Source organism: Nostoc sp. (assembly GCF_036917815.1).
Lineage (GTDB): Bacteria > Cyanobacteriota > Cyanobacteriia > Cyanobacteriales > Nostocaceae > Nostoc.
Genome location: NZ_JBALEK010000050.1, coordinates 1 through 26,937, shown reverse-complemented (window position 1 = coordinate 26,937; position 26,937 = coordinate 1). Strand labels below are relative to the sequence as shown.

Below are 26,937 nucleotides of genomic sequence, written 5' to 3'. Positions count from 1 at the left end.
TCCAGAATGAAGCAGGAAGTAAACGCTAAAGCTGTCTATAATTTTTCTCGCAAGAGTTTGGTTTAGCTAACTTTAGATAAGTTTTTCATAACGGTTGAAAGAGAGCGCTACGTTGACATTATTGCTATAGTATCTGTAAATAAATGACATTAATTTGTCACTGGCAGTTAAACGACATCAATTTGTCCCGACGACAGATAATTAGTCCCAACGACATTAATCTGTCACCGACGACAAATAATTAGTCACTGTACAGCCTTGAATGGACGTAACTGGATTCGAACCAGTGACCTCTACGATGTCAACGTAGCGCTCTAACCAACTGAGCTATACGTCCTTAACCATACAATTACCAATACTAGCATATACTTATCTGACAATGCAAGTCAAATCCTCTTCCCTGCTGCCGCCACCAAAAATGCCTGATTTACGGTGTCTTTAAATTTCTCGAATCCAAAATGCCAATCCTCCTCCACGACCGCGAGCTGCAATGAAATTTTCCGTCACTAAAAAGAAGGCAAAGAAGGGTAGTTTAGCTATGGGTTGCTTGTAGAAATCTTCTGTTTGAACTTTGCCAGAACGGATTGCTCTGTTGTAAACAATACGACCAAATACACTGATAAGCATCTGGTTAAAGTCAAACGCCAATAAATTTTTCTTACCTAAATATTGCACTAGCCCCGTGAGCTTCAATAAAACTGGGCTAAATTCAACCTGATTACCAATTTCACCTCTGCCTGAATCCTGTTCCCAGGTGGCATTAAAGGAAATATAGATTGCGATAAACTTGGGTACATACAAACCCTTGCCTAAAACAATTCCCCCGCGCTCTCTGACTTTCTTAGTGCCAGTGGCAAAGCAAAGTTGCCATTTACCTAGAAGAGACTCAAGCGGATAAGTCAATCGTTGCCGCTTGGCAGCTTTTTCTGCTTGTAGCAACGCATTTACTAATATTTCAGCACTAGGGCGTATGCCTCCCTGCCCTCGATACGCAGCCGCAGCCTGGGATAGGACGGTAACAAAGTCAACAGATGTCAAATCAGCCATCATGAAGGCACTCTGGATTTAACTATTTCTTTACTTTTCTGATAAATTGTAGCGTTTATATGTTTTGTATCCTTCAGGGTAATTGAAAGTTTCAGAGATATAAGGAGACATCTAACTCACATCCCGGATGGTGTGGGGTCAGACTTTCAGCTTTCAACAAAATAGTTCATTTGTTCGCGTTGAAAGTGCTGGAACTGAAGTCCCCACCATAAAAATATATTATATACGTATTTATTTAAGTAACTATTTCATTCAACTTAGGCTTTATTAAAAATTCATATACTTTCTGCTTTAGTTACTTAAATATGCCAATTAAGAGTTTATTTTAGATAAATTATTTTTTTCAAAAAGTTCAGTAATATTCCTCTTTTAATAATAAGTTATCTATAAATATACTATTAATAAGTTGTGCTGGCTTAGTTGATTAAAAAACGTCAATTATTCCAGGTGTATCTATTTGCTAACTCTCGATGAGACCAATTCAATAGTGTTAAAATAACCGCTCTCTTTTTATAAAATAGAAGTGAAACTTCGCTTTGCCTTGTAATAAAGGTGATTGAGGGAGGTTTGGTTATTGTTAACGAATTAATGTACTAACAGGTAGTGGTCTATTCATTTATAAATCGCTGCGTTCAGATTTTCTTGGACAACAGCGCCATGATTTATCTTGGGAAATTGCGATTTTATTTACAACTAATAACAAACACAACTTCTTTAAGCTCTAAATATTTATCGACCCATTTTAGCAATTCCCATGCAACAATATATTTCTTCTTTGCTCATACTGGTATTAGGAACAAGTGCGACTTTCATCATTACTCCATCTCAAGCTCAAACTCCGGTAAAAACCAACAGTCAAAATACTGATAATGATAAGATTATCTCCATATCTTCAAATTCACCTGCCACTATCCAACTGAGTAATTTTGCCGATTCTGCTAATAGCAAACCATCTATCCTCTCTGAGGCAGCTAATAACTCATCTGCTGCTAATGCCGATATAACTGTAACTAAGCCTCAGCCAAGGATTCCTGTATTCAGCAGAATTTTTCCCACACCTTCAATGCAGCAATAATTAGCGGCTAAACACTTAGCTTACTTACTTGGACTAATCTGACTTTTCACGGCATCTGGAAAACCTCACTTCTATTTCTCTCTTCCTTTAAGGAGAGAGACTTTGAATTTTCCCCCTTCCCTCCTAGTTAGGGGGTTAGGTTTTTGGTGGACTTTTCCACATAACGTGAAAAGTCAGGGACTAATAGGGATCTACATTAGTAGATGATGTACAACCTTACCTAGATAAAATACTACCCCGGAGAGAGATTCTAATTGTTCTCTCTTGTTGGGGTAGGAGGAATATCATCTATGAGCCGTTCTCGTTTGTATGCAATATACTTTGACCTAGGTTCTTATGGAAAGAGGCTTCGAGTGTTACTGTCCAACGCTTGTAGGGAAGAGGCTGTTTTTGTTAGGTCTATTATATTGGACTCAACTGAGAACCTCTATATATGTAAGGTATATCCTGATTTGCTTTATGCTTGCAACTGACAGAGCAGTAAACTAAACCATTGATTTGGATCTGTCCACACATCAAGAGGTAATAAACCTTGTCCGGTGAGTTGCTGCTTGATAGTATTAAGATCAAATTTGCGAGAAATTTCAGTGAGGATAGTCTCACCTAGTGCAAAATTAATCTTGAGGTTAAGAGCGCGTAATTCGACAGCGTGCGATCGCACGCTGCGTAAATTGGTATTAATTGAGAATAAAAATAGTCCGTGGCTCTAGCCTTTAAAATTGAGCGATAAATCGCTCAATACGAACCCTGCAAAATTAATGACACAGACTATAAGACGTACCATCATTGTCAATAAATAAACCTTTACCAGGAAGAGAACCCAAAGGAATTACCCCCAGATAACAGGTCCCACGGCCATAAGCCTGCACCGAACCTAACTTTGCAAAAATTTTGAGCTTAGTTTTTTTATAATGTCTTAGTGGTAAGTCTTGCTTGATATACTATTGTTATAATAAAGACCATTTGTTTAGAAATAACCAGTATATATACTGGTTATAAAAATTGTTCAAAACTTCAACAACTTGAAGCTTGGGTCAGCAGGTTTTCTTACTATTAGCCATGATACTCGTTGTTAGGGTTGAGAAGGTGGGTAGGTATAGCCTGTCGTAGGCATAGTCTGCATCCGTATTAAATATTGAGCCAAAATACGTATAGCTTCTGATTAATTAACTCGAAATCAGTAAAGATAAAAGTAGTAAGGCTGACACAAACCGCCAAGTAATGCCTGAAATTCCTGCTAAAAAAGGATTATAAAAATAAGATTGCTATTTGAGGAAGTTACCCAAAAAAGCTTTTTTTTGGTGTGCCATTTGAAGTGTACGATGGAGGTAAGATGAGACAACAAGAGTGTGGTGTGACAGTATGGTTCACTGGTCTGAGTGGTGCAGGTAAAACTACTATCTGTAAATTTGTTGAGAAGGAACTCCGTATACAGGGATACAGAGTTGAAGTTCTGGATGGCGATGCGGTACGTCAAAATTTATGCAGAGGGTTGGGTTTCAGTAAAGAGGATCGAGAAGAAAATATTCGGCGCATTGGTTTTGTGGCTCACCTTCTTGCCAGAAATAATGTAATTGTATTGGTTTCGGCAATTTCACCGTACCGCGAAATTCGGAAAGAAGTGCGCCAAAGTATTCCATCTTTCATTGAAGTTTACGTCAATGCATCATTAGAAGTTTGTGAACAGCGAGACGTAAAAGGGTTGTATAAAAAAGCAAGAACTGGGGAAATTAAGCACTTCACTGGTATTGATGATCCTTATGAAATACCAATCTCTCCTGAAGTCGAATGCAAAACTAATGAAGAAAGCGTTGCTGAGAGCGCAAATAAGGTGTTAGAAAAGCTGGAAGAGTTGGGTTACGTACAGCACTTTGCAAGTAAATGAAGTATACCCCTCGCCTTTGAAATCTGCTGTAGCTGACAATTCAGGTCATCTGGAAAAGCCCACGAAAACCTAACCCCCTTCCCGATGCTCTAAGGGTGAAAATTCAAAGTCTCTCTCCTTCTAGGAGAGAGAAATAGAAGAGAGGTTTTCAAGATGCTGTGAAAAGTCAGGGTTATATAGTTTCTAGAGTAAATGATTTATAGACCTCTTGCAAAAGTCCTTAACACCCCACCCCCAACCCCTAAGAGCTTGCGGGGAGGGGAGCGTTTGCTTTACTCAAATGCGGGGTGGGGTTCTTTATTTTTGATTTATGCAAGAGGTCTTATGAGTTAAAGAAAGTTTTGAATTGTGACTTCTGCATTCTTCTTTAACTCATAACTTTTGCTACGATGCCAATAATTGCCTAATTAACCTGGCTACAGCTTTTTGCGTGAAACGGTTGGCAATTTGTTGACCTAAACGTTGTACATCTGAATTTACCAATAACTGGGCAATTTGGGGCGCAAGTTGCACCGGGTCAAAGCCTCGTGTTTCTTGGAGAATACCTAATATATGTTTGATATGCTCTAAGGTTTGTTGTTGCTCAACTGTAGCCGATGGGGTTTTATTAACTGCTGTCAATCCTATCCGTTCGCGCAATAGGGAGGTAAAGTTATGCAAAACATTTTTACCTAAAGCATCAAGTCCGTTAACAGATTCATCTACTAGCTTGTCACGAATAAAAGCGCCGCGTTCAGATGACAGAAATTCTATGCCCTGATTCAGCACTAAGTTAAAGTCGTAATCTTCACTGTTACGCGCATTACGTAATAAGTTTTCTAACCGATTCCAGCGAAATCTGCCATCTTTAAATAGCAAATCTTGCAATGATGCTCTTAGTTGCGGTGCTGGGTCGGTTAACAGGCGTTTAGAAACGTAGGGATATGCTTCGCTGAGAACTTTAAAGTTGGGATCTATAAATATTGCAATACCTTCAAGCGTCACTAGGGAACGAATAATTAAGGCGTAGTAGGGAGGTACGCGGAAAGGATACTCGTACATCAAAGCTGATAGTTCATCGGTGATGCTTTTAATGTTAAGTTCGGCAACACTGGCTCCTTGGGCATCAGCAAAGACTCTCGCAAAAGCTGGGATAATTGGTGTTAAATCGGTTTCTGGTGATAAGAAATCTAATTTAACGTAGTCTTTTGCTAATCCTTCAAAGTCACGGTTGACGACGTGGACGATCGCTTCAATTAAACCATAACGCTGTGCTGGCTGAATCTCGCTCATCATTCCAAAGTCGAGATAAGCTAATTTGCCGTCTGGTGTTGCTAATAAATTACCAGGGTGGGGATCGGCGTGGAAAAATCCATGTTCTAGGAGTTGGCGTAGGGAACACTGCACACCCACTTGAATTAGATAACGAGCATTTATACCTTGGGCGTTAATTTCTTCTGTCTGGGTTAATTTCGTACCGTTAATCCACTCCATCGTCAAGACACGACGATTGGTGTATTCCCAGTAAATTCTCGGTATATATATGTCTTTTATGTGACCGTATAACTGGAAAAATCGCTCGGCATTTTCGCCTTCGTGGATGTAGTCCATCTCTTCAAAAATGCGATCGCCTAATTCATCCAGAATACCAACTAAGTCACTTTTTACCCGTTTAACTTTTTTCTGCACCCAACCAGCGAGGTTACGCAAGATATACAAGTCAATGGTGATCCGCTCTCTTAAGTCGGGGCGTTGCACTTTAACGGCGACTTCTTCACCAGTTTTTAGCTTCCCTTTATAGACTTGCCCCAATGAAGCCGCAGCAATTGGCTGGGCCGAGAGTTCGGCATAAACCTCTTCTGGAGGTGCGCCTAATTCTTCTTTGATAAATTGGTAAGCAATTTCGTTGGGAAAAGGCGGTAATTGGTCTTGTAGTTTAGTTAATTCTTCTAAGTATACGGGAGGAACTAGATCCGGTCTGGTGGACAAAGCTTGTCCGATTTTAATGTAAGCAGGCCCCAGTTGAGTAAGCAATACTCTTAGCTGAGTGGCTCGACGGCGATCGTTTTTGACGACAATTCCCCGTTTATTATCCGACCACAACCCAAAAACAAAGGATAGAGTTGGCCACAAGACGGCGAAAATCCGCCGCACAACTTGCAATTTTCTTTTTTGGTAATGCGCCGCTATACTCACGGGGTCGTAAAGTATCTCCGGTTGGGCAGTTATCCTCAACTTTTGGGCAGCTAAGAGCCTTGGCGATGTCTGCGACGGGCGTAGCGACACAACCAAGCTTTCTGCACCATTTTTTTCTGGCACTATATCAATAATATCCAGTTCGCCTCGGCGATTTGTGCCGTTGCGACTGTCCTCCTGAATCGGTCGGGAACTAGGGGGAAGTGTCTTAACAATCATGAAGAAGGCCACCAGTCAGAACGATCACATTAAGTATTGTAACAATATGTTGAAGGATTGAGAATCGGGCCTTGGGCATTGGTCAATAATTAATAGTTATTCTTCCCCTGCTTCCCCTGCTCCCTACTCCCAAGTGGTCTGCTACACTTAAATTGGCATACTAGTTCAATAGTAGTAGGTATTGCTAGTTGCTGAAAGATTATACTTAATTGTGTTGTAAGTTTGAAGTATCCGGCATCTGCCTTTATGGAGAATTTGGCTTGATGTTGCTTTGCCTGCGAATTGAAAACTTTGCCCTCATTGACCAACTAGAACTAGAATTTGGCGCCGGACTAAATGTGTTGACAGGTGAAACTGGCGCCGGAAAATCGATTATCTTGGATGCCATTGATGCTGCTTTGGGCGGTAAAGTCTCTAGTCGAGTCATTCGCACGGGCACAAGTCGGGCGATGGTAGAAGCGACTTTCACCTCAAATCCTCCCCTAGCCGCTTGGTTAACTGAACAAGAAATAGATTTGCTTGATGAAAATTCCGTAGTCATTAGCCGAGAAATCACTGTCACTACTAGTAATATCCGCAGTCGATCGCGGGTGAATGGTGTGTTGGTAAATCGGCAAATTATGGGAGGAATGCGCGATCGCTTGGTGGAAATCACGGCCCAAGGTCAAACTGTACAAGTGGGACAATCTGCTCAAGTCCGGGACTGGTTGGATTTATATGGTGGCGATTCTCTGATGCAGCAGCGCCATCAAGTCGCCACGAGCTTTAGTACTTACCAACAAGCGCATTTAGCATTAGAAAAACGCCGGACATCAGAACGGGAACGGTTGCAACAACTCGACTTGCTCACCTATCAAGTGCAAGAATTGAAAGCAGCCAATCTGTGCGAAGCTAATGAATTGGAACAGTTGGGACAAGAACGGGAACGTCTGAATCATGTCGTCGATTTGCAACAGATGAGTTACAAGGTTTATCAGGCTTTGTATCAAAACGATCATGAAACCCCAGCCGCCGCAGATTTATTGGGAAACAGTGAGGCAACATTAAATGACATGGTGGAATATGATACCCAACTGCAACCCCTCTTGGAATTGGTGCGGGACGCGCAAGCTGCGGTAATGGAAGTGGGAAGACAAATTAATGCTTATGGGGATGGTTTGGAAGCCGATCCGCAGCGATTGGAAGAAGTGGAAGAACGAACTCAAGAATTAAAGCAAATTTGCCGCAAGTATGGGCCGACGCTTACAGAAGCGATCGCTTATTACCAACGTATCCAAGGGGAATTATCCCAACTCAACGACAGCGAACAATCGATCGAAAATCTCGAACAGCAAGAAAAGGCCTGTTTTGAAAAACTCACCCAAGCAAGTAATCTGTTAACTCAACTGCGGAGTAAGGCGGCTGCTAATTTAGAATCACGTTTGATAGCTGAACTCAAGCCCCTAGCGATGGAAAAGGTGAAGTTTCTGGTTGAGATAGTTCCTGCTTCCCCAACTGCGATGGGAGCAGATAAAATTACCTTTACATTTAGTTCCAACCCTGGAGAACCACTGCAACCTTTAACGGAAATTGCCTCTGGCGGGGAAATGAGCCGCTTTTTACTGGCGCTGAAAGCTTGTTTTTCTCAGGTTGATGTGGCTGGAACAATGGTATTTGATGAAATTGATGTGGGGGTTTCGGGAAGGGTAGCCCAAGCGATCGCTGAAAAATTACACCAGCTAAGTCAACGCAACCAAGTATTATGTGTTACTCACCAGCCTTTAGTTGCGGCAATGGCCGATCGGCATTTCCGCGTAGATAAGCAAACTATTAATCAAGGCAAGGGTAAAAAAGCTAACTCTGACAACGCCGAGCAGCGTACCGTTGTCAGAGTTACTACCTTGGATAATTTAACCACTCGCCGGGAAGAATTAGCACAGTTAGCTGGTGGTAAATCTGCAAGTGATGCGATCGCTTTTGCCGAATCTCTGTTATTACAAGCTGCTAACCACCGGCGCGGTGAGCAGAGTTGAATTAAGGGACTTCCAAGAAATAAATTATCCAAATAAACGAACCACAGAGGCGCAGAGAACACAGAGAGAGGAGAAATAGAGAGGGTTTTGGGTCAGTTTTGGGACATTTTTTTATTTGGAAGTCCCTAACACAAGCGTATTGCCTTATATTCCAGTTAAAAATCGAAGGTTGTGCGAATCACGCCCACATACTGTGTATCATTTCTGCTGTCGTTTTCTGGGTTAAGAATCACCCAAAAACCAGGAGTTACTGAGATATTATCGTTCAGACGATAGCGATAGAATGCTTCGATATGGTAAGCGTTGTTTCTATCTTGACGAACATCACTGTTAGAGACATGGGGTGGTATACCAAAGAGAATTCCTGGCAAGTTCCCCCTACCGCCCACATCTGGAAACGACATACCAATTGCCCCAAACCAGGCATTGGCATAGTCACCATTGTTCACCAACAGAGAATCTGTTCCACCCCTACCATTAGAAATATCACTCAAACCAGAGTTCTTGGCAGTTGCCCAGATATATCCACCCCAAGAGTGAATCTGGAAATTTGGAGAAAAACGATAGTATCCCTGTACACCGACAATGCTGTTGGAAGTGGCAATATTATTTCCAAAAGGAGAACTGGCGAGAACACTACCCGTTCCACCAGTGAGATCAACTACTCCACCAGGGCTATAGCCATGAGAGTAGGCCACACCAATAGCTCCTTCCTTACCATAATAGGCTAAGTGTGCTAGGGCGTTGTAGCCGCCATCAAATAACCCATTGCTAGCCGATGGGACATTGGGACTGCTTGCTAAATAGCCCAAGGTGAGAACCAAGTCTTTGGTAATGTTCCAGTTAGCGGCCGCACCGCCGCCACCTCGCCGGAATAAGGGACTGTATGAGCCAAATAGTGAGGGAACCCCATTACCGTCGTCAGCGATTGTGGGGGGAGTGACGGTGGTTGAAATGTCGGTGTAACCAATCCCTGTGGGCCCAACAACGAAGTTAAGAGAATCACTGACGGGGAAGTAGTAACGGATGTGGGGTACAAAAAGCGTATTGTTGCTGTCATTGTCGAAATTCAGGCGTGTCATTCCAGTACCCGTGGCTGCGGCAATTTGGCTTGCACCATTGGAATTCGTAAAGTTGCCAAACTCCAGCCGGACTCGTAACAAATCTTTGCCGGTGAAACTACTCTCCAAGTTGAGACGACCCCGGTCTGCAAAGTAGGTACGGGATTCATCGCGATTGCCACCCACTCTATTACCAAAGGTATCACTAATGGCGGTAATAATTTGAGCATTCAGCTTGGTAGTAGTGGAAAATTCCTGCTTCTCCAGCGTTGCTGTATGTACTTCTAGCGTATCCACCCGCCCACGCAGAGTTGTCAATTCTGCCGCAAACTCTGTTTGCAAATTTCGCACCACTGCCAAATCTTCTTTTTTGACTAAATCATTAGTACCCACAGCAATTAATTCATTCACCCGGTCTAAACAGGCATTTAAACCAGCCGCAAACTCGTAACGACTTAAAGCACGGTTGCCGCGATAGGTTGCATCAGGATAACCTGCAATACAGCCATAGCGTTCGACTAGTGATTGCAGTGCTTGGAATGCCCAATCAGTCGGTTTAATATCAGAAAGCTGGGAAACAGAATTGACTTGTCCCTCCAAATTCCTATTAGCATCTGCTGTACTCGAATCATCTTGTGGAGGTGCTGCCCAAACTGCTGGAATTGCCAAAAATAGGACAAAAAAGCTATAAAAAAGAATTTTGAGCATTGACTTGTTAGTTGAAAATGGTTGAATTCTGACTTTGTTAGGACTTACGCAAACAATAGCTAAAACCCTGATTTTTAGGTAGGGGCAATTCATGAATTGCCCCTGAGCGCGTGTAGTTTTGCGTAAGTCCTATTTGTAACGAAAGAGATTACACTCGAAGCAAAGCTTTCAGCTTATGAGCTAATCAGCATTCAAGTTACATATTTTGAGTTGAGGTTTTAGGTCACTTAAAGTAACGCTATAACTTTTTGCTCATTGCTGCTTTTAATAGCCGCTTCTATAATTCGCATTACATTAATTCCGTCTTCGGCAGTAACAGCAATTGGCTGATTATTAACAATGGATTTGTACACCGCATCGTAATAACCTAAATAACTGCCCTGTGAACTTTTGACTTTTTCCCGAATTACTTTTGTGTCTTTTTCTGTATGAAGCAACCCAGATTCACTTTCCGGTTCCGTATACCAATCCAGTGTGTTAGGCTTCATCCCCGCTACTAAATACTCTTCTTGTTTATCGGCTCGGCTTTTGAGAAAAGAACCCTTAGTCCCATGTATAATATAGGCAGGTGCAGGCTCGCGCACAAGGAAACTTGCTTTTAATTTGACGCGCAGTTGGTCGTAGTATAGTATCAATTCAAAATCATCATCTACCTGCGATCGCACTCTTGTTATGCGGATATCGGCAAAAATAGCATCAGGCATCCCAAATAAATGCAAAGCTTGGTCTATTAAATGCGGCCCTAAATTGTTTAATGTTCCTGCACCTGGACTTGGAACTTCTACGTGTTGTTTATGGCTGAGGGTTGGTTTATATTTTTGAAATTGAAATTCTGCTTCAATAATATCACCCAGCAAGCCTTCTTGGACAATTTTTTTGACTGTTTTAAAATCACTATCCCACCTCCGGTTTTGATATACAGATAATTTATTTCCCTGTTTTTGTGCCAATTCTTTCAGGTTTTCCGCTTCTGCTACCGTTGTGGTGAATGCTTTTTCTACCACTACATGTTTGTCTGCAAGCAAAGCCTGTTTAGCATAATCGTAATGTGTATAAGTGGGTGTATTGACTATCACCAACATTACTTGATCGTCTGCTAGCAATGCTTCTAAAGAAGGATAGCTTTTTACTTCTGGATAATCTTCCTGTATCAGCTTTTTACTTCTTTCCCAAGAGCCTGCTAATTGAAATCCAGGATGCAAATCAATGAACGGCGCATGAAATACCCTACCAGACAAACCATAAGAACAAAGAGCCGTATTGATAGTTTCCATCTTTTTACTGATTGACTGAAAGAAGAGTTTGTAAGTAGATAGGCATAATTAAACATAAAATAAAATCCTAGTTCTTAGTGAGCGATTCATCGCTCAAAACAACAATTATCAGGACTAAAGTCCTGACTACAAACTTTAATTTATTTACGCCTAGCTACTTATTTAGTTGTTGTCTGATATTTTTTCCGCGATGTAAGGGACTGACAAGAAATAAATTATCCAAATAAACGAACCACAGAGACACAGAGAACACAGAGGAATAAGGAGAAGAGAGTTTTTTCGCCAGTTTTTTGAGTATTTTTTTATTTGGAAGTCCCTAAGATCACAGATGGAAATGCAGACTCATATCATGTCCGTATAAATAGTTATGATTCCCACAGTCATTGCACCCCACCCCCAACCCCTAAGAGCTTGCGGGGAGGGGAGACAAAGCGTAGCTTTGGCGGGGTGGGGTTCTTCGGGTTTAATAAGTAATCAAGCGCACATGATATCATTGCAACCTCACAGGGGCAGAAGACACAGAAATCCAAATTACGCTAGCGCAGCGTTAGCAAGTCCGCAAAGGTCATTGCGAATTAAAAATTACGTATTAGCGGTACTAAATCGCCAATTACATATCTTCTAACTCAATTCCTTTGGTTTCTTTGATAAAAAAGAGAATGAAAAAGAATGAGGTAGCCGCCGCAATTGTATAGAGTCCATAGGCAGAACCTAAACCGAAATATTGCAGTATGGGAGGAAATGTTGTGGAAATCACGAAATTCGCAACCCATTGGATGGAAGCAGCAACCGAAAGTGCAGCTGCTCGAATTTTGTTATTAAACATTTCTCCCAACAGCACCCAAACCACTGGCCCCCAGGAAAAACCGAAGCAAAATACATAGAGGTTGGCTGCAATGAGAGCCAATGTACCCGCACTGCCGGTGAGATTGGGGTTTCCAGCAGCATCCAACGGAGCTGTGCCGAAAATAGAAGCCATTGTCCCCAAGGTCAAGGTCATGCCAATGGACCCTAGTATCAGCAAGGGCTTGCGACCAAATTTATCTACGAAGGCGATCGCAATCAGTGTTGTAATAATGTTGACCGCTCCTGTAATCACCGTAATTGTTAGGGAACTTTTTTCGGAAAACCCGACTGCCCGCCACAAAACGCTGCTGTAATAGAAGATCACATTAATGCCAACGAATTGCTGAAATACAGATAAGCCGATTCCTATCCAAACAATGGGGAGAAGTCCGCCACTTCTGCTTAAGAGGTCAGAAAATCTCGGCTGGCGTTCTTGAAGCACTGTCTGCCGAATCTCTTCAATTTTTGGCAGCACATCACCCCCCAAAATCTTGGTCAGAACGTTAGCGGCTTCTGGCTCCCGTCCTTTGGCAACTAAGTAACGGGGAGATTCAGGAATTGTTAAAGCCATCATTCCGTAGAATACTGCTGGCGGGACTGCTGTCCAAAACATCCAGCGCCAAGCTGCAACCCCAAACAAAAACGGCGAGTCTGCTGAACCTGCTGACACAGCGATAAAGTAGTCGCTCAATAAGGCGACGAAAATTCCCACTACGATCGCTAATTGTTGCAGAGATCCTAACCTTCCCCGCAAATGGGTGGGAGAACATTCGGCAATGTAAGCTGGGGCGATGACGCTAGCAACGCCGATTCCAATGCCACCCAATACTCGCCAAAAGATAAAATCCCAGATTGTGAAGGCAAGCCCAGAGCCAATGGCACTGATAGTAAACAACACCGAAGCGACCACCATTGCGTTGACTCGACCATAACGGTCTGCAATTTGTCCGGCAAAGAAGGCTCCTAGCGCAGAACCCAGTAAGGCTAGGGATACTGCCAGCCCTGTCACCCAACTACTAGTGTGAAAAGCTTTTGCTAGAGATAAAACCGCGCCGTTGATTACAGCAGTGTCAAAACCGAACAGGAAACCGCCGAGGGCAGCAGCACCAGCAATCAAAATTACATAAAATGTGCTGGATTTACGACGAACAGTAGTAGATGACATAGTTTATATATTGTGAACATGGGGCATGGGGGAATGGCACTAAGAAAAGCCTAAAGGCTTGTGTAGCCTCGTTCCCAGCCTCCAGGCTGGGAACGGGTTCTGAGAGGGCTGCTGCCTCTGGTCAAGAAAGAGGAGGCGGCAGCCCTCCGGGAATGGGTTCCCAGCCTCCAGGCTGGGAAGCAGTCAGGGTAAGGGCTGTATCTTAACTTAGTGACATTCGGGCATGGGGCATGGGGCATGGGGCATGGGGCATGGGGCATGGGGCATGGGGCATTAGTTAGTTATTCTCTGCATCCCTCAGTCCTCAATACCTGCCGTGTATACACAAGTCTTTTAAAGTTACTGCTTAACAACATAGGGCAAGTTAATTTTTGCAGGTCGATGCAACAAAGGTGCAGGTCAAGAGATTTGTGTGTACACCGTAGAATCCCAATACCCAGTCCCCTTTATCGTCTGGAACGTCTGCGTAACCGATCAATCATTACTGCCAAAATAATTACTAGTCCTTTGACGACTAGTTGCCAGAAGTAAGATAGGTTCAACAAGGTTAAACCGTTGTTGAGAATAGCAATAATCAATGCACCTAGAAGAGTGCCGCCAATAGTACCAATACCACCTGTAAAACTGGTTCCACCTAAAATAACAGCTGCGATCGCATCTAATTCATAACCCTGACCTAATATGCCACTAGCACTATAAAGACGACTGGCACTCATGATTCCTCCTAAGCCTGCCAGTAATCCGCTAATACCATAGACAAATAACAACACCCGATTAACTTTAATCCCGGTTAATCTGGCTGCCCGCTCGTTACCACCAACAGCATATATCTGCACTCCTAAAACAGTTTGCCGCAGCACAAACCAGCTAGCGATTACAGTCAGTAGCGCAATTATTACTAGCCACGGCAGGGGGCCGACATAACTATTACCCACCCAAGCAAAATCGATGTCTCGGTTAATCAGGGTTGTACCTTTGGCAATCAAAAAGGCTGCACCCCGCAAGGCAGTTAGTGAACCCAAGGTGACAATAAAAGGTGGCACATCCAAGAAGGTGATGAGGGCACCGTTGAGTAAGCCTAAAAGCAATCCTGCCAGCAATGCAGCAGGTACAGCCGCCCAACTTAAAGCCGGAAGGAGCGATACCAGTAACGCAACTACGGCAGAAACAGCTAAGATTGACCCAACGGAAAGGTCAATACCTCCGGTGAGGATCACAAAGGTCATTCCGGTCGCCAGCACAATATTGATTGATGCCTGACGCAAGATATTAACGATGTTACCGCCAGTGAGGAAGTTGGGAGAAAGGAATGCAAATAAGATGCAGATAATTACTAATATTGGCAGAATACCCGCAACTTCCAGCAGAGTACTGATTGATTTCCGGTTGCGGGATACGGGATTGTTGGCTAATTTATTGGCAGGCGGTCTGACTGTTTGACTCATGATCCTGATACCTCCGATGCTCCAGTTGCATAGTGCATAATCTTTTCTTGGGTGATTTCTTTACCAAGACTGTCATCCAGTTCGCCTACCAGCTGTCCTTCTCGCATCACCAAGACGCGATCGCTCATGCCGACAATCTCCGATAGTTCGCTGGAAACCATTAAAATAGCAACACCTTGTGCTGCCAATTCGCTCATAATTCGGTAAATTTCGCTTTTGGCACCGATATCTACGCCGCGTGTCGGCTCATCTAACATCAACACTTTCGGTTTAATGGCTAACCAACGCGCTAGCAGTAGCTTCTGCTGATTACCACCAGAAAGATCCATTGCTCTAATTTCCAAATTGGCTAGACGGATATTAAAGTTTTCCACCGCCTCTGTTGACAGCCGATTCACTGAAGCCCAGTTCACAATTCCACCCTTTGCATCCTGCTTGAGTGTGTTGATGGCAATATTCTTGCGGGCGCTCATCTCCAGAAATAAACCTTGGTCTTTGCGGTCTTCCGGGACATAGCCAATTCCCGCAGCGATCGCATCACTGGGTGTATTAATTTCCAGTTTTTTGCCATTCAGGAATACTTCACCACTGGCCTTCCGATCTGCACCAAAAATCAGCCGGGATAACTCTGTGCGTCCTGCACCAACTAGCCCTGCTAAACCCAGGATTTCTCCAGCATGAATTTCAAAACTAGTCGGCTCAATCTTCTTGCGGGCATCGCTCATATTTCTGACTGACAGCACCACTGGACCAGGATTCTTTTGCCGTTGATGTTCATAAAAGTCTTGCATGGAGCGACCAACCATCATCTGCACCAATCGCTGTGGAGAAATTTCACTGCGTGTCAGACTGCCAATATATTGACCATCGCGCAACACACTAATCCGGTCAGCTAGGGCATAGATTTCTTCCATACGATGGCTGATGTAAATAATGGCAATGCCATCACTCCGCAGTTTGCGAATTACCTCAAATAAATGCTCACTCTCGCGGTCAGAGAGGGCTGCTGTTGGCTCATCCATCACTAAAACGCGGCTTTTATCCTTCAGCGCCCTGGCAATTTCCACTTGCTGCTGTTCGGCGATGGACAATGTACCAACTATAGTCTGGGCGGTAAAATTGGCTCCAAGGCTTTCCAGCACTTCCTCTGCTTCGAGGTGCATCGCTTTGCGGTCTAAAAACTGACCTCGCCGCAACTCGCTACCCATAAACATATTTTCGGTAACGGTTAAATTCGGTGCAACATTCAATTCTTGATAAATGAGATTAATGCCCGATTTGCGTGCTGTCCCCGGATCGGTAATTTTCAGGGTTTGACCATTGATGCGAATTTCTCCTTCATCGGCAATGTAAGCCCCAGCCAGGATTTTCATCAATGTGCTTTTACCTGCTCCGTTTTCACCCATGAGGGCGTGAACTTCTCCCGGATAAATGGTGAGATTAACATTTTGGAGTGCAGATACACCATGAAATCGTTTTGTAATCCCTTGCATTTCTAACACCGGGGTGGTGGTTGGTGCATCAGTAAATGAAGTTTCAATAGTTGTTGTCATGAGGAGAACCTGTAAAAACTATTTAAAATTTGCGTAGGCGCAGCCCAAGCTAGGCATCACTGAGTTAGAAATTAATAAACTCATATTTGAATTGATCGCAAAATCATGTTTTAAAAGCTGACTAAAAACTTGAAAACCGAGAGTGGATAAGAGATATTTTCATACTTTGTTCTTAACGTTAGTTCATACAGATTGTTAAGAAAGTTTGAGTGCTAGAAATGGACACTCAGACTTGCCGATGATGCACATACATGGCGGTTATCAATTGAGTGCAGCAGAGTTTTAACCTCTCTCTAAACCTATCTTTCTATCAAGAAAAAGCCAGGAATTAGAGATGAGATGTTGTATTAATTTAAGTGAAAACCGCCGGACATTTTAGGTATGTGCAAAAACTTTACAAAAGCACCAAAGGATTCACATCAGAAGACATAATTTTCAATTGCAAATTCACAATTTTTATTATTTACCAGCCTTTTTCTGTGCTGACGTTATCTTTTGTGATCAACTTAACTGGAATTAAAATGGTAGAATTAGTAGGTTTCTTCCCATTTAAGATGTCGTTCCCAACCTGAACTGCTTTTTCGGCCATCCCTCGCGGATTTTGAGTAGCGGTTGCAGCATATAAACCATTTTTAGCAGCGATCGCAGTAATTGCTTCTGGCGCACCATCAACCCCGACAATAAAGAAATCTTTACGTTGTGCTTGGTTAGCTGCTAGTTCTGCGCCTACTCCACTCGGATCATTGATGGCAAAAACAGCATCAATTTTCGGAAAGGTTGTCAGCAAATCAGTCATAACTCTCAGTCCTCCATCCCGACTACCTTCTGCATTTTGGTTTTTCGAGAGGATTTTGATATCGGGATATTTGGACAATACATTCTCACAGCCACTAACTCGCTGAATTACCGAGTCTACTGGCGGCCCGTTAACTATGACAACATTGCCTTTCCCTTTGAGACGATCAGCAATATATTTGCAACTAACTTCTCCAGCTTGGACATTATTAGTAGTAATGGTGGCATCCACGCCTCCTTCTGCACCTGTATCTACTGCAATGACAATTCTACCTGCAAGTTTGGCTTTTTCAATTGCTGGCTTAATGCCACTTTTATCAGCAGCATTTACGATAATGATGTCAGTATTGGCAGCAGTGAAATTTTCAATTTGATTGCTTTGTTGGTTGAGGTCATAGGCACTAGAAACTACACTAACGTTGACATCCTTACCGCCAATTTTCTTTGCTTCTGCCTCAGTTGCTTGTCCCATGAGGACGAAGAAGGGATTACTTAAATCACCAACGGTGAAGGCAACTGATCGTAATTTTTTATTCCCAGTGGCGGTTTTAGTTTCTGCACTAGTATTGGTAACATTTTTGGTTTCAGTGTTAGTAGCAGTGTTGCTATCGGGAGAAGCATTTGTACAGCCGACAAGACTACCACTGATGATACCTAATATGCTAGCTGCGATCGTAAACTTTTTCACAAAAACCTCCTTGGGATGTTTGGAAGCTCAGTCGCTTCAGCGCTGAGAGGAAAAACGACTCACGCGACTTTAGTCGCATTGGATATTGGTCAAATCGAGTAACTATAACCATCTTTTCTATGGATAGTTTTGCAATATTTATGTGAGATACCTTGGATACGATCATCGCTAGTAGATATGTCGAAACTTCCCGAAGCACGAGTTGCTATACGACCAACATAACTACCAATTTTCTTACCTTTAGTAACTACAGCTTTAACGATATCCCCAGTTTGAAAACGAAAATGGTTCTGTTTATTAGTTCTATGACGATTTGGAAAACCAAACTTATCAGTCCCGCACATTTGTCTTGTTCCGTGACCAGTTGCTTTGATTAACAATGGTTTAGTTATCAAAACTTTCAACGTCTCTACATCCCCCACACAAGCCGCATCGATCCAATGAGTTTTGGGTAACTTCAAACGACATCGATTAAACTTTGTTTTTCCTCCAGACGCGGTTACAACAGGTAATCCAGTTGTTTTGAGCCGTTTCAATAACTCCCATCGTGTAGAGTTTACCGCAGCAGCATCTTTTAACGGACGTTTGGCTTGAGATTTGATTCGTTTCAAAACTTCCGGTTTTTTAGCTAGAAACTTCTCTATATCCTGTGTACCTTTTTTGAAATTACATTTTTCGCAAGCCAAACATAGATTCAAGATTCTATTCGTACCTCCTTTCGCTTTAGGGACAATATGCTCTATTTGTAATGGGATATCTTTAACGTCGCAATAGGAACATTTTCTACTCCATTTCTCAAGAAGATATTCACGAACTTCGTAACCCTGCAATTCTCCCTGTTGATACTCTGTTCCAGATATTTCTGGATTCTCTATTTTTTGCAAATCGAATCGAACTAACTCTTGAGAGATTCCGGTTATTGGAGCAAACTTGATTAACTTGTTTACCCATGTAACAGTAGTTTCTATTCGATGCTGCAAACTTGGCCCTAACCACCCCTCACGTCTCGAACGATTCAAGTATCTAGCTTGACGATATCGAGTGTGTCTAGAACGTCTACCTCGTCTCAAAGACTTTCTAGATTCTAAAGATGCTTTGATAGCACTTCCTCTATGGGTCAATTCCCCACCCCAAACAACATTAGAATTTCGCACCAAAGTGATTCCAGTCGTTTTAGAACCTGGATCGATTTTGAGTTGAATTTCTCGAACTGGTTCGATTGACTCGTTTTTGAGAATTAGGGTAAAAGGGTAACGACGAAATACAGCAGCTTTTCCAGACTTAAGTAAGTTTCTAGCAGTTCCAGGATGAACAGGGTTACAAGGTTTTTTGTTTGTGTCGATAACGAAAACGTAATTAGACATGATTTTAGAAACTCCGTAAAACGGGTAATGTTAGCTTCGACAAAGTTCACGGTCAGTACTATACAAACGACACTTTCCATAACCCAATAGGAATGTTTAATCGCTTGTTTCTAGAGCTTGCAACTAGCTACGCATTCCAAGGTAGGTTCTTTAACGTTTACCGTGAACGTAGGAAATTAATCCTGAGTCTGGTCAACTAAAACTGAAGTAGCAGATACTTAAGGAACTAGTCCTGAAGCCCAGTCACTTTAGTGCTGGGTTGTTGACATTCATATATCTCCTAGAAGTCATTTTTTATTACACCAAAAACGATGTATTTGTTAAAAAACAGGGTCAAGCATTGTAACCCTCTTTTATCAAGCCTTTTTCCGGATGTTGTAATTACGAATTACCAGCCTTTGTAGCTGCTAAGGTTGTCTCTAGTAACCAAGTTGACTGGAATCAGAATGTTCGGTGACTGAGGTTTTTTACCCTGGATGATATCGTTGCCAATCTCAACTGCTTTTTGAGCCATCCCTGCGGGATTTTGAGCCGCAGTTGCAGCAAATACACCATCTTTATCTTCCATTGCTTTGGTTGCATCTGGCGATCCGTCAACCCCAACAATAAAAAATTCTTTACGTTTTGCTTGTTTAGCTGCTAAATCTGCGCCCACACCGCTTTGATCGTTAGTGGCAAAAACGGCATCAATTTTGGGAAAGGTTGTCAGTAAATCGCTCATGACTCTCAATCCTCCATCCCTTGTCCCTTCCGCGTTTTGGTCTTTAGAGATGAGTTTGATATCAGGATATTTCGACAATGATTTCTCACAACCACTCACTCGCTGATTGATTGAGTCCATCGGAGTACCGTTGAGGATGACTACACTACCTTGACCTTTGATGCGATCGGCAATATATTGGCAAGCAACCTCACCAGCTTGGGTATTGTTGGAGCTAATCATCGCATCCACATCTGCATCAACGGCTGAATCTACTGCAATAACAACCTTACCTGCAAGCCTTGCTCGGTCAATAACTGGTTTAACTCCTTTTTTGTCAACCGCGCTGAGGATAATTAGGTCAGTATTCGCAGCCGTAAAATTTTCGATTTGGTTACTTTGTTGGTTCAGATCAAAGCCACTGGAAACCGCATTAACTCTGATATTGTCCCCGATTTTCTGGGCTTCTGTCTCAGCCCCCTTCTGCACTGCATTATAGAAGGGATTACCTAAGTCACCCAAAGCAACGCCGATTGTTTGCAATTTTTTATTTGCAGTACTAAGACTCTCTGCACTTGTATTAGTAACCTTGTTAGTAGTATTAGTAGCAGCGTTGCCATTTTGATCGCCATTTGTACAACCAACAACTGCGAAACCCAATATGCCAACTATGAGCAAAATTTTCTTCATATTCATCTATTTCTAACAACGGATTTAAATTTGAGAAAGGTCAGTAGAATATAAATCTGCACAGTCATCACAATAGGAACTAGGTCTAAAGTTTTCAGACCTAATGTAGTGATGCTACTACTTCATAAAGTTAGTTTTGAGGGTTTGTAGTCAGGAATTTAGTGCTTAGAAAATAAGGACTAAAGTCCACTACGAATCTGCTTACCCATCAATTTAAACTTGACAGACTAGTACTAGCTTTTGAAATTTCAACTCCAAAGGTCTTGTGATTTGAGGTAATTGGAGTTAGTACTATTAGCTTCACGAAACTAGATGTTTTGTTTTGAAAGCAAAATCATGAACATTACACCACTTCAAATAATCACATTATTTTTTGGTTAAATTACTTTGGTAGTGTGTACCCTGGAAACAGCTTTTAAGTGAAACTTCCAGAAATTAGTTTTATTAAACTTGTGAATTTTTATTTTGCTTTGACTTATTTCATTTTATCCTGCTCTAGCGAAAAAATTAATTTTGTTTATCGAACTTTACAAATAAAAAGCTTTTCAACCTCCTGTATTTAACCCAAAGTCTTTAATATCAAAGCATTCGCATAAATCAGCCTATTTAAGATTTATGGCAATGTTAATGATTTTAATATTTCTCAATAATTATTTCAGAAAAATAATGTGATGCTAGAGAATTATTTGATTTTAAAAGCTATATTTTGGGGAGCATCTGAATTTTGCAAGAATATGTTTGTCATTGGGTACGCAGCGATAGCGTAGTGTTCGCAATGACAATTTGTAACCTGAGTTTGATATAACTTGCACATTTGGGATGCTCCCATACTTTGGGAAATGTAAACATCCTTTAGTTAGATTTTATCAATTAACCGAAATAGGCTTGGCAAGCATACTTATTTATTATTTATCCCCCATGATTTTAGAGGTCATTTATCAAGTTATATAGCGGTGCGTTAGGCTAAAGCCATAACACACCCTACTCCTTTGAAGATTGTTGAATTTGAGTATAAATAATTTCCACCTATTGTACAAGTTTAAAACTTTAACGTCGCGGGTAAATATTTAGCCACCAAATCTTCATAGTATGGTTTTAATTTCTGCCAATCAGGAGGAATAGGATTTTTTGAATACAAATCGTAGGGATTGAATAAACTTACCCATTTAAACATTTCTTTATCATGTTTATCCATCAAATGCTGATATGCATTTTCACGATGTTGAGGATAAAATGAGTGATAGCGAAGCATATACAACGCAGGTTCGGGCAAATAGTTTTTCATCATCTGATAAAAATACTCATCATGCCCCCATGATATATGTACATTACTCAATCCACAGTTAGGCTCATAAATGCCATATTTAGTGTTGTAATCGAGGTTATTATAATCAGAATTTTCTTTGAAGAATTCTGAGAAAACAATCTTATCAGAAAATGCACAACCGACAGGATAAGTATCGCCTACGGTAGCCCATTGAGGTTCACCAAATAGACAAAGCACTTTCCCCATATCGTGAAAGAAGCCAGTAAGTACCATCCAGTCAGGATGACCATCGGCGCGAATTGCTTCTGATGTTTGCAATAGATGCTGTAACTGATCCATATCTGTATCAGGATCGGAATCATCAACCAATTGATTCAAAAATTCGACCGCATCCCAAACGGACATTTCTTTTTTATCAAACGTCAAAAATTCTTTTTCTTTTTGGAGTACAAAATCGTATGTTTGATTAATATGATTTAACCGATAAAACTCTTTCACCGTATCTCTAATAGTCGTTTCGTAATTTCTGTAATCTTCGGTGGTTTTACCTTCTTTAACTATACTATCTGGATCGGGATAGCGATTAAGCAAGTCTTTTTCCCATTCTTCTAGCGAATGTAAGGGATTGTTTTGAGCCTCAGCAATGGCATTATTTAGAGTTTGAGACATATCTTCCTAGTTGTCGATATTGTATTTGTTAAATGGTACTTCCGCACTCCATTGTGCGAAGGTGTGCAAAACCTGTATTAGAATTATTTTTGCACACGTGTGCAAAAACGCGTGTTAAGTTTCATTTCGTCTTTGCATACCCATGCATAATCTACTTCACTAAGTGTTTTCTCCGATCTGTTTGGTTCTGAATAAGAATGGTGGTTTTGTTTATGCATACGTATGCATAAACATTTTTAAATATAAGCTAATCTTTTAGATTACAGGGAGCATCCCAAATGTTCAAAAACCTTGATAGCCCTCATCCCCTAACCCCTTCTCCCAAAGTGGGAGAAGGGGAACTAGAATTATGTCTCCCCTCTCCCACTTTGGGAGAGGGGCTGGGGGTGAGGGAAAATATTTAAGCAAAATTGGGATGCTCCCATCTTACACACCTGTGCAAAACCTATATTGATTAATTTTTTTGTCGGACTCAGCCAGGAAGGTATCAATTTGTTAATTGTACAGCAGTGAAATACTTGACAATATTAGCCAACTCTTGTAGCTGGTTTATCGCTTCTGCACCCTCTAACTTCATTAATTCGCGATCGTCCCACAATTCTATCCAAGTAATCCCGTAATCAGACACTAAAAATCGAATCAGGTGCTTTTCTCTCAGGCTAACCATAAATGAAGCACTCTTCATTTGATCGCCACATGTATAACAAGACGCAGTATAGCCACGCCGCTCAAGTATAATTGCCAGGGCTTGCAGATTCATCACCAAGTCTTGGACGAATTCCTGATGTTGTTGCGCTAATCTTAGAAACACTAGTTTTCTCCTACCACTCCAGTTATGTGGTTGCTTTTCTAATTTCTTTAGACTTACATCTGATGTGATTTAGTTGCCAAAAGTTCGTGTTTTCGTAGATACGTGATTGATCTTAATATTACGGTTGTAACTAATAAGCTAAATTTCCAAAGTCGTTCTAATGTTTTGAACAATTACCTGAGGTGGCTGTGCAACATCCATACATAGAGTGTCTAATGGTTCTTCAAGAGTATCAAACTGGCTGTTGAGCAGTTTTTCGCTCATGTAATGATTGCTACGCTCTTGCAACCGCATTTGAATCAACTCATAAGATCCTTTGAGGTAAACTAGCTTGATGCCATCGCTATCCAATAGCAAAAATTGCCGATAGCTATCTTTGAGAGCCGAACACGCCAGCACTACATTTTTATTTTCTTGCAGCCAATGCTTTATGGCTGTTTGTAAATCTTGTAACCAAGGTATCCTGTCAGCTTCACTTAAGGCGATACCGCGCCGCATTTTATCAACATTCTCTGGCGAGTGGAAAGCATCAGCGTCGCTAAATTCCCATTCTAACGAGTCTGCTAGCAGTTTTCCGATGGTAGTTTTGCCAGAACCAGATACACCCATTATCAGAATAATCATTTTTTTCTTAAGAAAAGTTAAACTAATTCGTAATTTGTAACTCGTAGTTCTAGTTATGGATGCAGGTAAAAATCAGAACTCCTGACTTTTACCTGCAAAATGTGAGTTGTATTAAAATCTCTTGACAAATAACGATTATTTTCTATAATACATACAGTTGCACACGTGTGCAGTGTTTAAAAGTTAAGATTAAAAATGAATAAACGAAGAATTTCAATTGAAGATATTGCTCGGAGAGCAGGTGTTTCTCATTCTACAGTTTCACGCGCTTTACGAGATAACGCTCTAATTAGCCCGAAAGTAAGAGAAGAAATTAAGCGACTAGCGCAGGAGATGAGCTATGTGCCGAATGCTATAGCTCAAAGCTTGCAAAATAAACGTACTAATACTATTGGTGTAGTAGTAACTTCAATCGCAGATCCTTTTTTTGCTGAGGTAGTAGAGGGAATCGAGAAGATAGCCAGACCCGCAGGCTTGAGTGTTTTGTTAAGTGCTTCACACCGAGATTTTGAGCAGGAAATAGCAGCTATTGATACTTTTCATCGCCGTAGAGTTGACGGGATCTTAATAGCCGACTCACGAATTGGTAAACAGCATATCCAACAACTCACACAAATTGCTGTGCCAACAGTTCTGATTAATAGCCAGACCGAAGATCAATCCGAAATATTTCACTCAGTGGCAATAGACGATCGCTTAGGTGCTAAATTAGCCGTAGAGCATCTAATCAGTCTGGGACACACTGCTATTGGTTATCTGGGTGTAAGCGATCGCAGTAGATCAAACCAGCAGCGCCTAGAAGGATATCGAATAGCCCTTGCGGAAGCTGGTATAACACAAAATACTGATTGGGTTTCAATTAGTGACGAATATGATACCAGAACCAGCGATGTTGCCACCGGACAAAATATGCTTTCTAAACTATTGAGTGCGGAAGTGACGGGCATCTTTTGTTATAACGATATGGTAGCAATTGGCGCTCTGTTAGCCTGCCAAGAACTAGGTATTTTAGTACCGCGAAATTTAAGCCTCGTCGGATTTGATGGTATTGCTCTGGGCTGTTACGTTACGCCGGCGCTGACCACAGTCAGCCAGCCAATGTTAGAAATTGGTGGCTATGCTATGCAAATGTTACTCGATTTATTAGAAGAAAAAACTGTAGAAAACCGAGTTTTATCTCCTTTTCTAGTACAGCGTGGTAGTAGTGCAGCATTACACAACTGAGATGGGGAGTAAGCTCAATTACTTGAAAAGCACTGTAATAAAGAACCACAAATAATTTAAAAAAAATTTAACCAAACAAAAATTATGTTAACCAAAAAACCGAGTTTATCTCTTGATCGCTGCTTTTCTCCAGAACCAGTTCAAAGACGACTAGCCCATCAATTTTTTGACAGCATATCTGCGTTACCTCTGGTCTGCCCACATGGTCACGTAGATCCAGCTTTGTTAGCTAATCCCGCAGCCCATTTTGGTTCACCAACTGAATTACTGATTATTCCTGACCACTACCTTTTACGTATGCTCTACAGTCAGGGCGTATCTCTGCAAGCTTTGGGCATACCTACTAGTGATGGTTCACCAGCAGAAACCGACCACCGCAAAATTTGGCAATTGTTCGCCGACCATTTTTATCTATTTCAGGGTACTCCATCCGGGTTGTGGCTGAAAGAAGAACTAACTAACGTCTTTGGGGTGGATGAACCTTTAAATTCTCACAACGCTGGACGTATCTATGATTATCTGGAAGGTTTGTTAGCCTTACCTGAGTTTTCCCCTCGTGCTTTATTCAAACGCTTTCACATCGAGGTGCTTTGTACTACCGATGCAGCCAGTGATAACCTAGAGAATCAGCGATCGCTCCACGAATCAGGTTTTACTCAAATTAGACCAACTTTTCGACCAGATGCAGTAGTTAACCTGGATGCTCCTGGTTGGCGCGAAAATCTTACCAAATTGGAAAGCACTATTGGTAGAGAAATTATCACTTATGCGAATTTTGTCCAAGCTTTAGAAGAACGTCGAGCTTTCTTTAAAAAAATGGGCGCGACAGCTACCGATCAAGGTGCGGCTACACCTTATACCACACGTCTTTCTGACCAGGAAGCCGAAGCTATCTTTGCTAGAGCATTAACCGGCAAGCTGAATCCAGGGGATGTAGAACATTTTACCGGTCATATCTTCATGGAAATGGCGCGGATGAGTGTGGAAGATGGGTTGGTGATGCAAATGCATTGCGGTGTGATGCGTAACCATAACCGGGCTTTATTTGAGAGATTTGGAGCTGATAAAGGTGCTGATATTCCCGTAAAAATAGAGTGGACTGAAAATTTGCGCCCGTTGTTGTCAGCTTATGGTAACGATCGGCGTTTTCATTTAATCATTTTTGGTATGGATGAAAGTACTTATAGCCGCGAGATGGCTCCGTTAGCTGGTCATTATCCTACTGTATTGCTTGGGCCGCCTTGGTGGTTTCACGACAGCGTAAATGGTATGGAGCGTTATTTCAATCAGGTAATGGAAACTGCTGGAATTTATAATACAGCCGGGTTTAATGATGATACACGGGCTTTTGTTTCGATTCCGGCTCGTCACAATGTCTGGCGGCGTGTAGCTTGTAATTGGTTGGCTGGATTGGTAGCACGGGGATTGGTTGAGGAGGAGGAAGGGTATGAGATGGCTCGTGCTTTGGCTTATGACCTTGCTAAGGTTGCTTACAACTTGGACTAATACCAATTTTCCGAAATCAGTTCATATAATCCCAAAACCCTGATTGTAGAGACGCGATTTATCGCTGATTGTAGAGACGCGATTTATCGCTGATTGTAGAGACGCGATTTATCGCTGATTGTAGAGACGCGATT

The 26,937-nt window shown here is 41.8% G+C and carries 18 protein-coding genes, 1 tRNA gene and 1 pseudogene; 5 read left to right on the top strand and 15 right to left on the bottom strand.

Going from position 1 to position 26,937, the window contains the following annotated elements; translation table 11 throughout:
* Positions 1-263 precede the first annotated feature (263 nt).
* Positions 264-337 (bottom strand) — tRNA-Val (locus V7K97_RS14890).
* 101 nt (positions 338-438) lie between these two features.
* Positions 439-1,050, bottom strand: coding sequence for a hypothetical protein (locus V7K97_RS14885; protein ID WP_334801810.1), 612 nt, complete (start codon positions 1,048-1,050; stop codon positions 439-441).
* Between the two features lie 751 nt (positions 1,051-1,801).
* Between V7K97_RS14885 and V7K97_RS14880 the strand changes: the two genes are divergently transcribed.
* Positions 1,802-2,122 carry a hypothetical protein gene (locus V7K97_RS14880; protein WP_334801809.1) on the top strand — a complete coding sequence of 107 codons (321 nt, stop codon included), beginning with the start codon at positions 1,802-1,804 and terminating at the stop codon, positions 2,120-2,122.
* A gap of 457 nt (positions 2,123-2,579) precedes the next feature.
* Here V7K97_RS14880 and V7K97_RS14875 read toward each other — a convergent pair.
* Positions 2,580-2,804 (bottom strand): annotated as a pseudogene (locus V7K97_RS14875) (L-histidine N(alpha)-methyltransferase); the annotation flags it as partial.
* 651 nt (positions 2,805-3,455) lie between these two features.
* Here V7K97_RS14875 and cysC point away from each other — a divergent pair.
* A complete protein-coding gene (cysC, locus tag V7K97_RS14870; RefSeq protein WP_334801808.1) occupies positions 3,456-4,007 on the top strand; it encodes an adenylyl-sulfate kinase in 552 nt (183 codons plus the stop codon).
* Between the two features lie 384 nt (positions 4,008-4,391).
* Here the strand turns inward: cysC and V7K97_RS14865 are convergent, their stop codons facing one another.
* On the bottom strand, positions 4,392-6,401 hold the full coding sequence (locus V7K97_RS14865; RefSeq protein WP_334801807.1) for an ABC1 kinase family protein: 2,010 nt from the start codon (positions 6,399-6,401) through the stop codon (positions 4,392-4,394).
* 263 nt (positions 6,402-6,664) lie between these two features.
* Here V7K97_RS14865 and recN point away from each other — a divergent pair, with 263 nt between their 5' ends.
* The gene (recN, locus tag V7K97_RS14860; protein WP_334801806.1) at positions 6,665-8,413 is read left to right on the top strand and encodes a DNA repair protein RecN; all 1,749 of its coding nucleotides are present in this window, start codon (positions 6,665-6,667) and stop codon (positions 8,411-8,413) included.
* Between the two features lie 155 nt (positions 8,414-8,568).
* Here the strand turns inward: recN and V7K97_RS14855 are convergent, their stop codons facing one another.
* The 11 genes from V7K97_RS14855 to V7K97_RS14805 form a co-directional block, all read right to left on the bottom strand.
* Positions 8,569-10,182 carry an iron uptake porin gene (locus V7K97_RS14855; RefSeq protein ID WP_334801805.1) on the bottom strand — a complete coding sequence of 538 codons (1,614 nt, stop codon included), beginning with the start codon at positions 10,180-10,182 and terminating at the stop codon, positions 8,569-8,571.
* A 227-nt stretch (positions 10,183-10,409) separates the two neighbouring features.
* The gene (locus V7K97_RS14850) at positions 10,410-11,456 is read right to left on the bottom strand and encodes a Gfo/Idh/MocA family oxidoreductase (protein WP_334801804.1); all 1,047 of its coding nucleotides are present in this window, start codon (positions 11,454-11,456) and stop codon (positions 10,410-10,412) included.
* Between the two features lie 610 nt (positions 11,457-12,066).
* Positions 12,067-13,467, bottom strand: a complete 1,401-nt coding sequence (locus V7K97_RS14845) for a sugar porter family MFS transporter (RefSeq protein WP_334801803.1) — start codon at positions 13,465-13,467, stop codon at positions 12,067-12,069.
* 446 nt (positions 13,468-13,913) lie between these two features.
* Positions 13,914-14,912: an ABC transporter permease subunit gene (locus V7K97_RS14840; RefSeq protein WP_334801802.1), complete on the bottom strand. Its 999-nt coding sequence runs from the start codon at positions 14,910-14,912 to the stop codon at positions 13,914-13,916.
* The gene (locus V7K97_RS14835) at positions 14,909-16,465 is read right to left on the bottom strand and encodes a sugar ABC transporter ATP-binding protein (protein ID WP_334801801.1); all 1,557 of its coding nucleotides are present in this window, start codon (positions 16,463-16,465) and stop codon (positions 14,909-14,911) included. The genes V7K97_RS14840 and V7K97_RS14835 overlap by 4 nt, the downstream gene beginning before the upstream one ends.
* A 463-nt stretch (positions 16,466-16,928) precedes the next feature.
* Positions 16,929-17,948, bottom strand: a complete 1,020-nt coding sequence (locus tag V7K97_RS14830) for an ABC transporter substrate-binding protein (RefSeq protein ID WP_334801800.1) — start codon at positions 17,946-17,948, stop codon at positions 16,929-16,931.
* Positions 17,949-18,037: 89 nt separating this feature from the next.
* Positions 18,038-19,312 (bottom strand): RNA-guided endonuclease IscB, encoded by a 1,275-nt coding sequence (iscB, locus tag V7K97_RS14825; protein ID WP_334801799.1) that lies wholly within the window; start codon positions 19,310-19,312, stop codon positions 18,038-18,040.
* Positions 19,313-19,700: 388 nt separating this feature from the next.
* Positions 19,701-20,702, bottom strand: coding sequence for an ABC transporter substrate-binding protein (locus V7K97_RS14820; RefSeq protein WP_334801798.1), 1,002 nt, complete (start codon positions 20,700-20,702; stop codon positions 19,701-19,703).
* Positions 20,703-21,741: 1,039 nt separating this feature from the next.
* On the bottom strand, positions 21,742-22,638 hold the full coding sequence (locus V7K97_RS14815; protein ID WP_334801797.1) for an inositol oxygenase family protein: 897 nt from the start codon (positions 22,636-22,638) through the stop codon (positions 21,742-21,744).
* A 487-nt stretch (positions 22,639-23,125) separates the two neighbouring features.
* Positions 23,126-23,449, bottom strand: a complete 324-nt coding sequence (locus tag V7K97_RS14810; protein ID WP_334801796.1) for a DUF1815 family protein — start codon at positions 23,447-23,449, stop codon at positions 23,126-23,128.
* Positions 23,450-23,587: 138 nt separating this feature from the next.
* Entirely contained in the window at positions 23,588-24,073 is a 486-nt protein-coding gene (locus V7K97_RS14805) for a gluconokinase (protein ID WP_334801795.1), read from the bottom strand.
* Positions 24,074-24,268: 195 nt separating this feature from the next.
* Here V7K97_RS14805 and V7K97_RS14800 point away from each other — a divergent pair, with 195 nt between their 5' ends.
* Entirely contained in the window at positions 24,269-25,297 is a 1,029-nt protein-coding gene (locus V7K97_RS14800) for a LacI family DNA-binding transcriptional regulator (protein ID WP_334801794.1), read from the top strand.
* Between the two features lie 84 nt (positions 25,298-25,381).
* Entirely contained in the window at positions 25,382-26,803 is a 1,422-nt protein-coding gene (gene uxaC / locus V7K97_RS14795; RefSeq protein ID WP_334801793.1) for a glucuronate isomerase, read from the top strand.
* Positions 26,804-26,937: the final 134 nt, after the last annotated feature.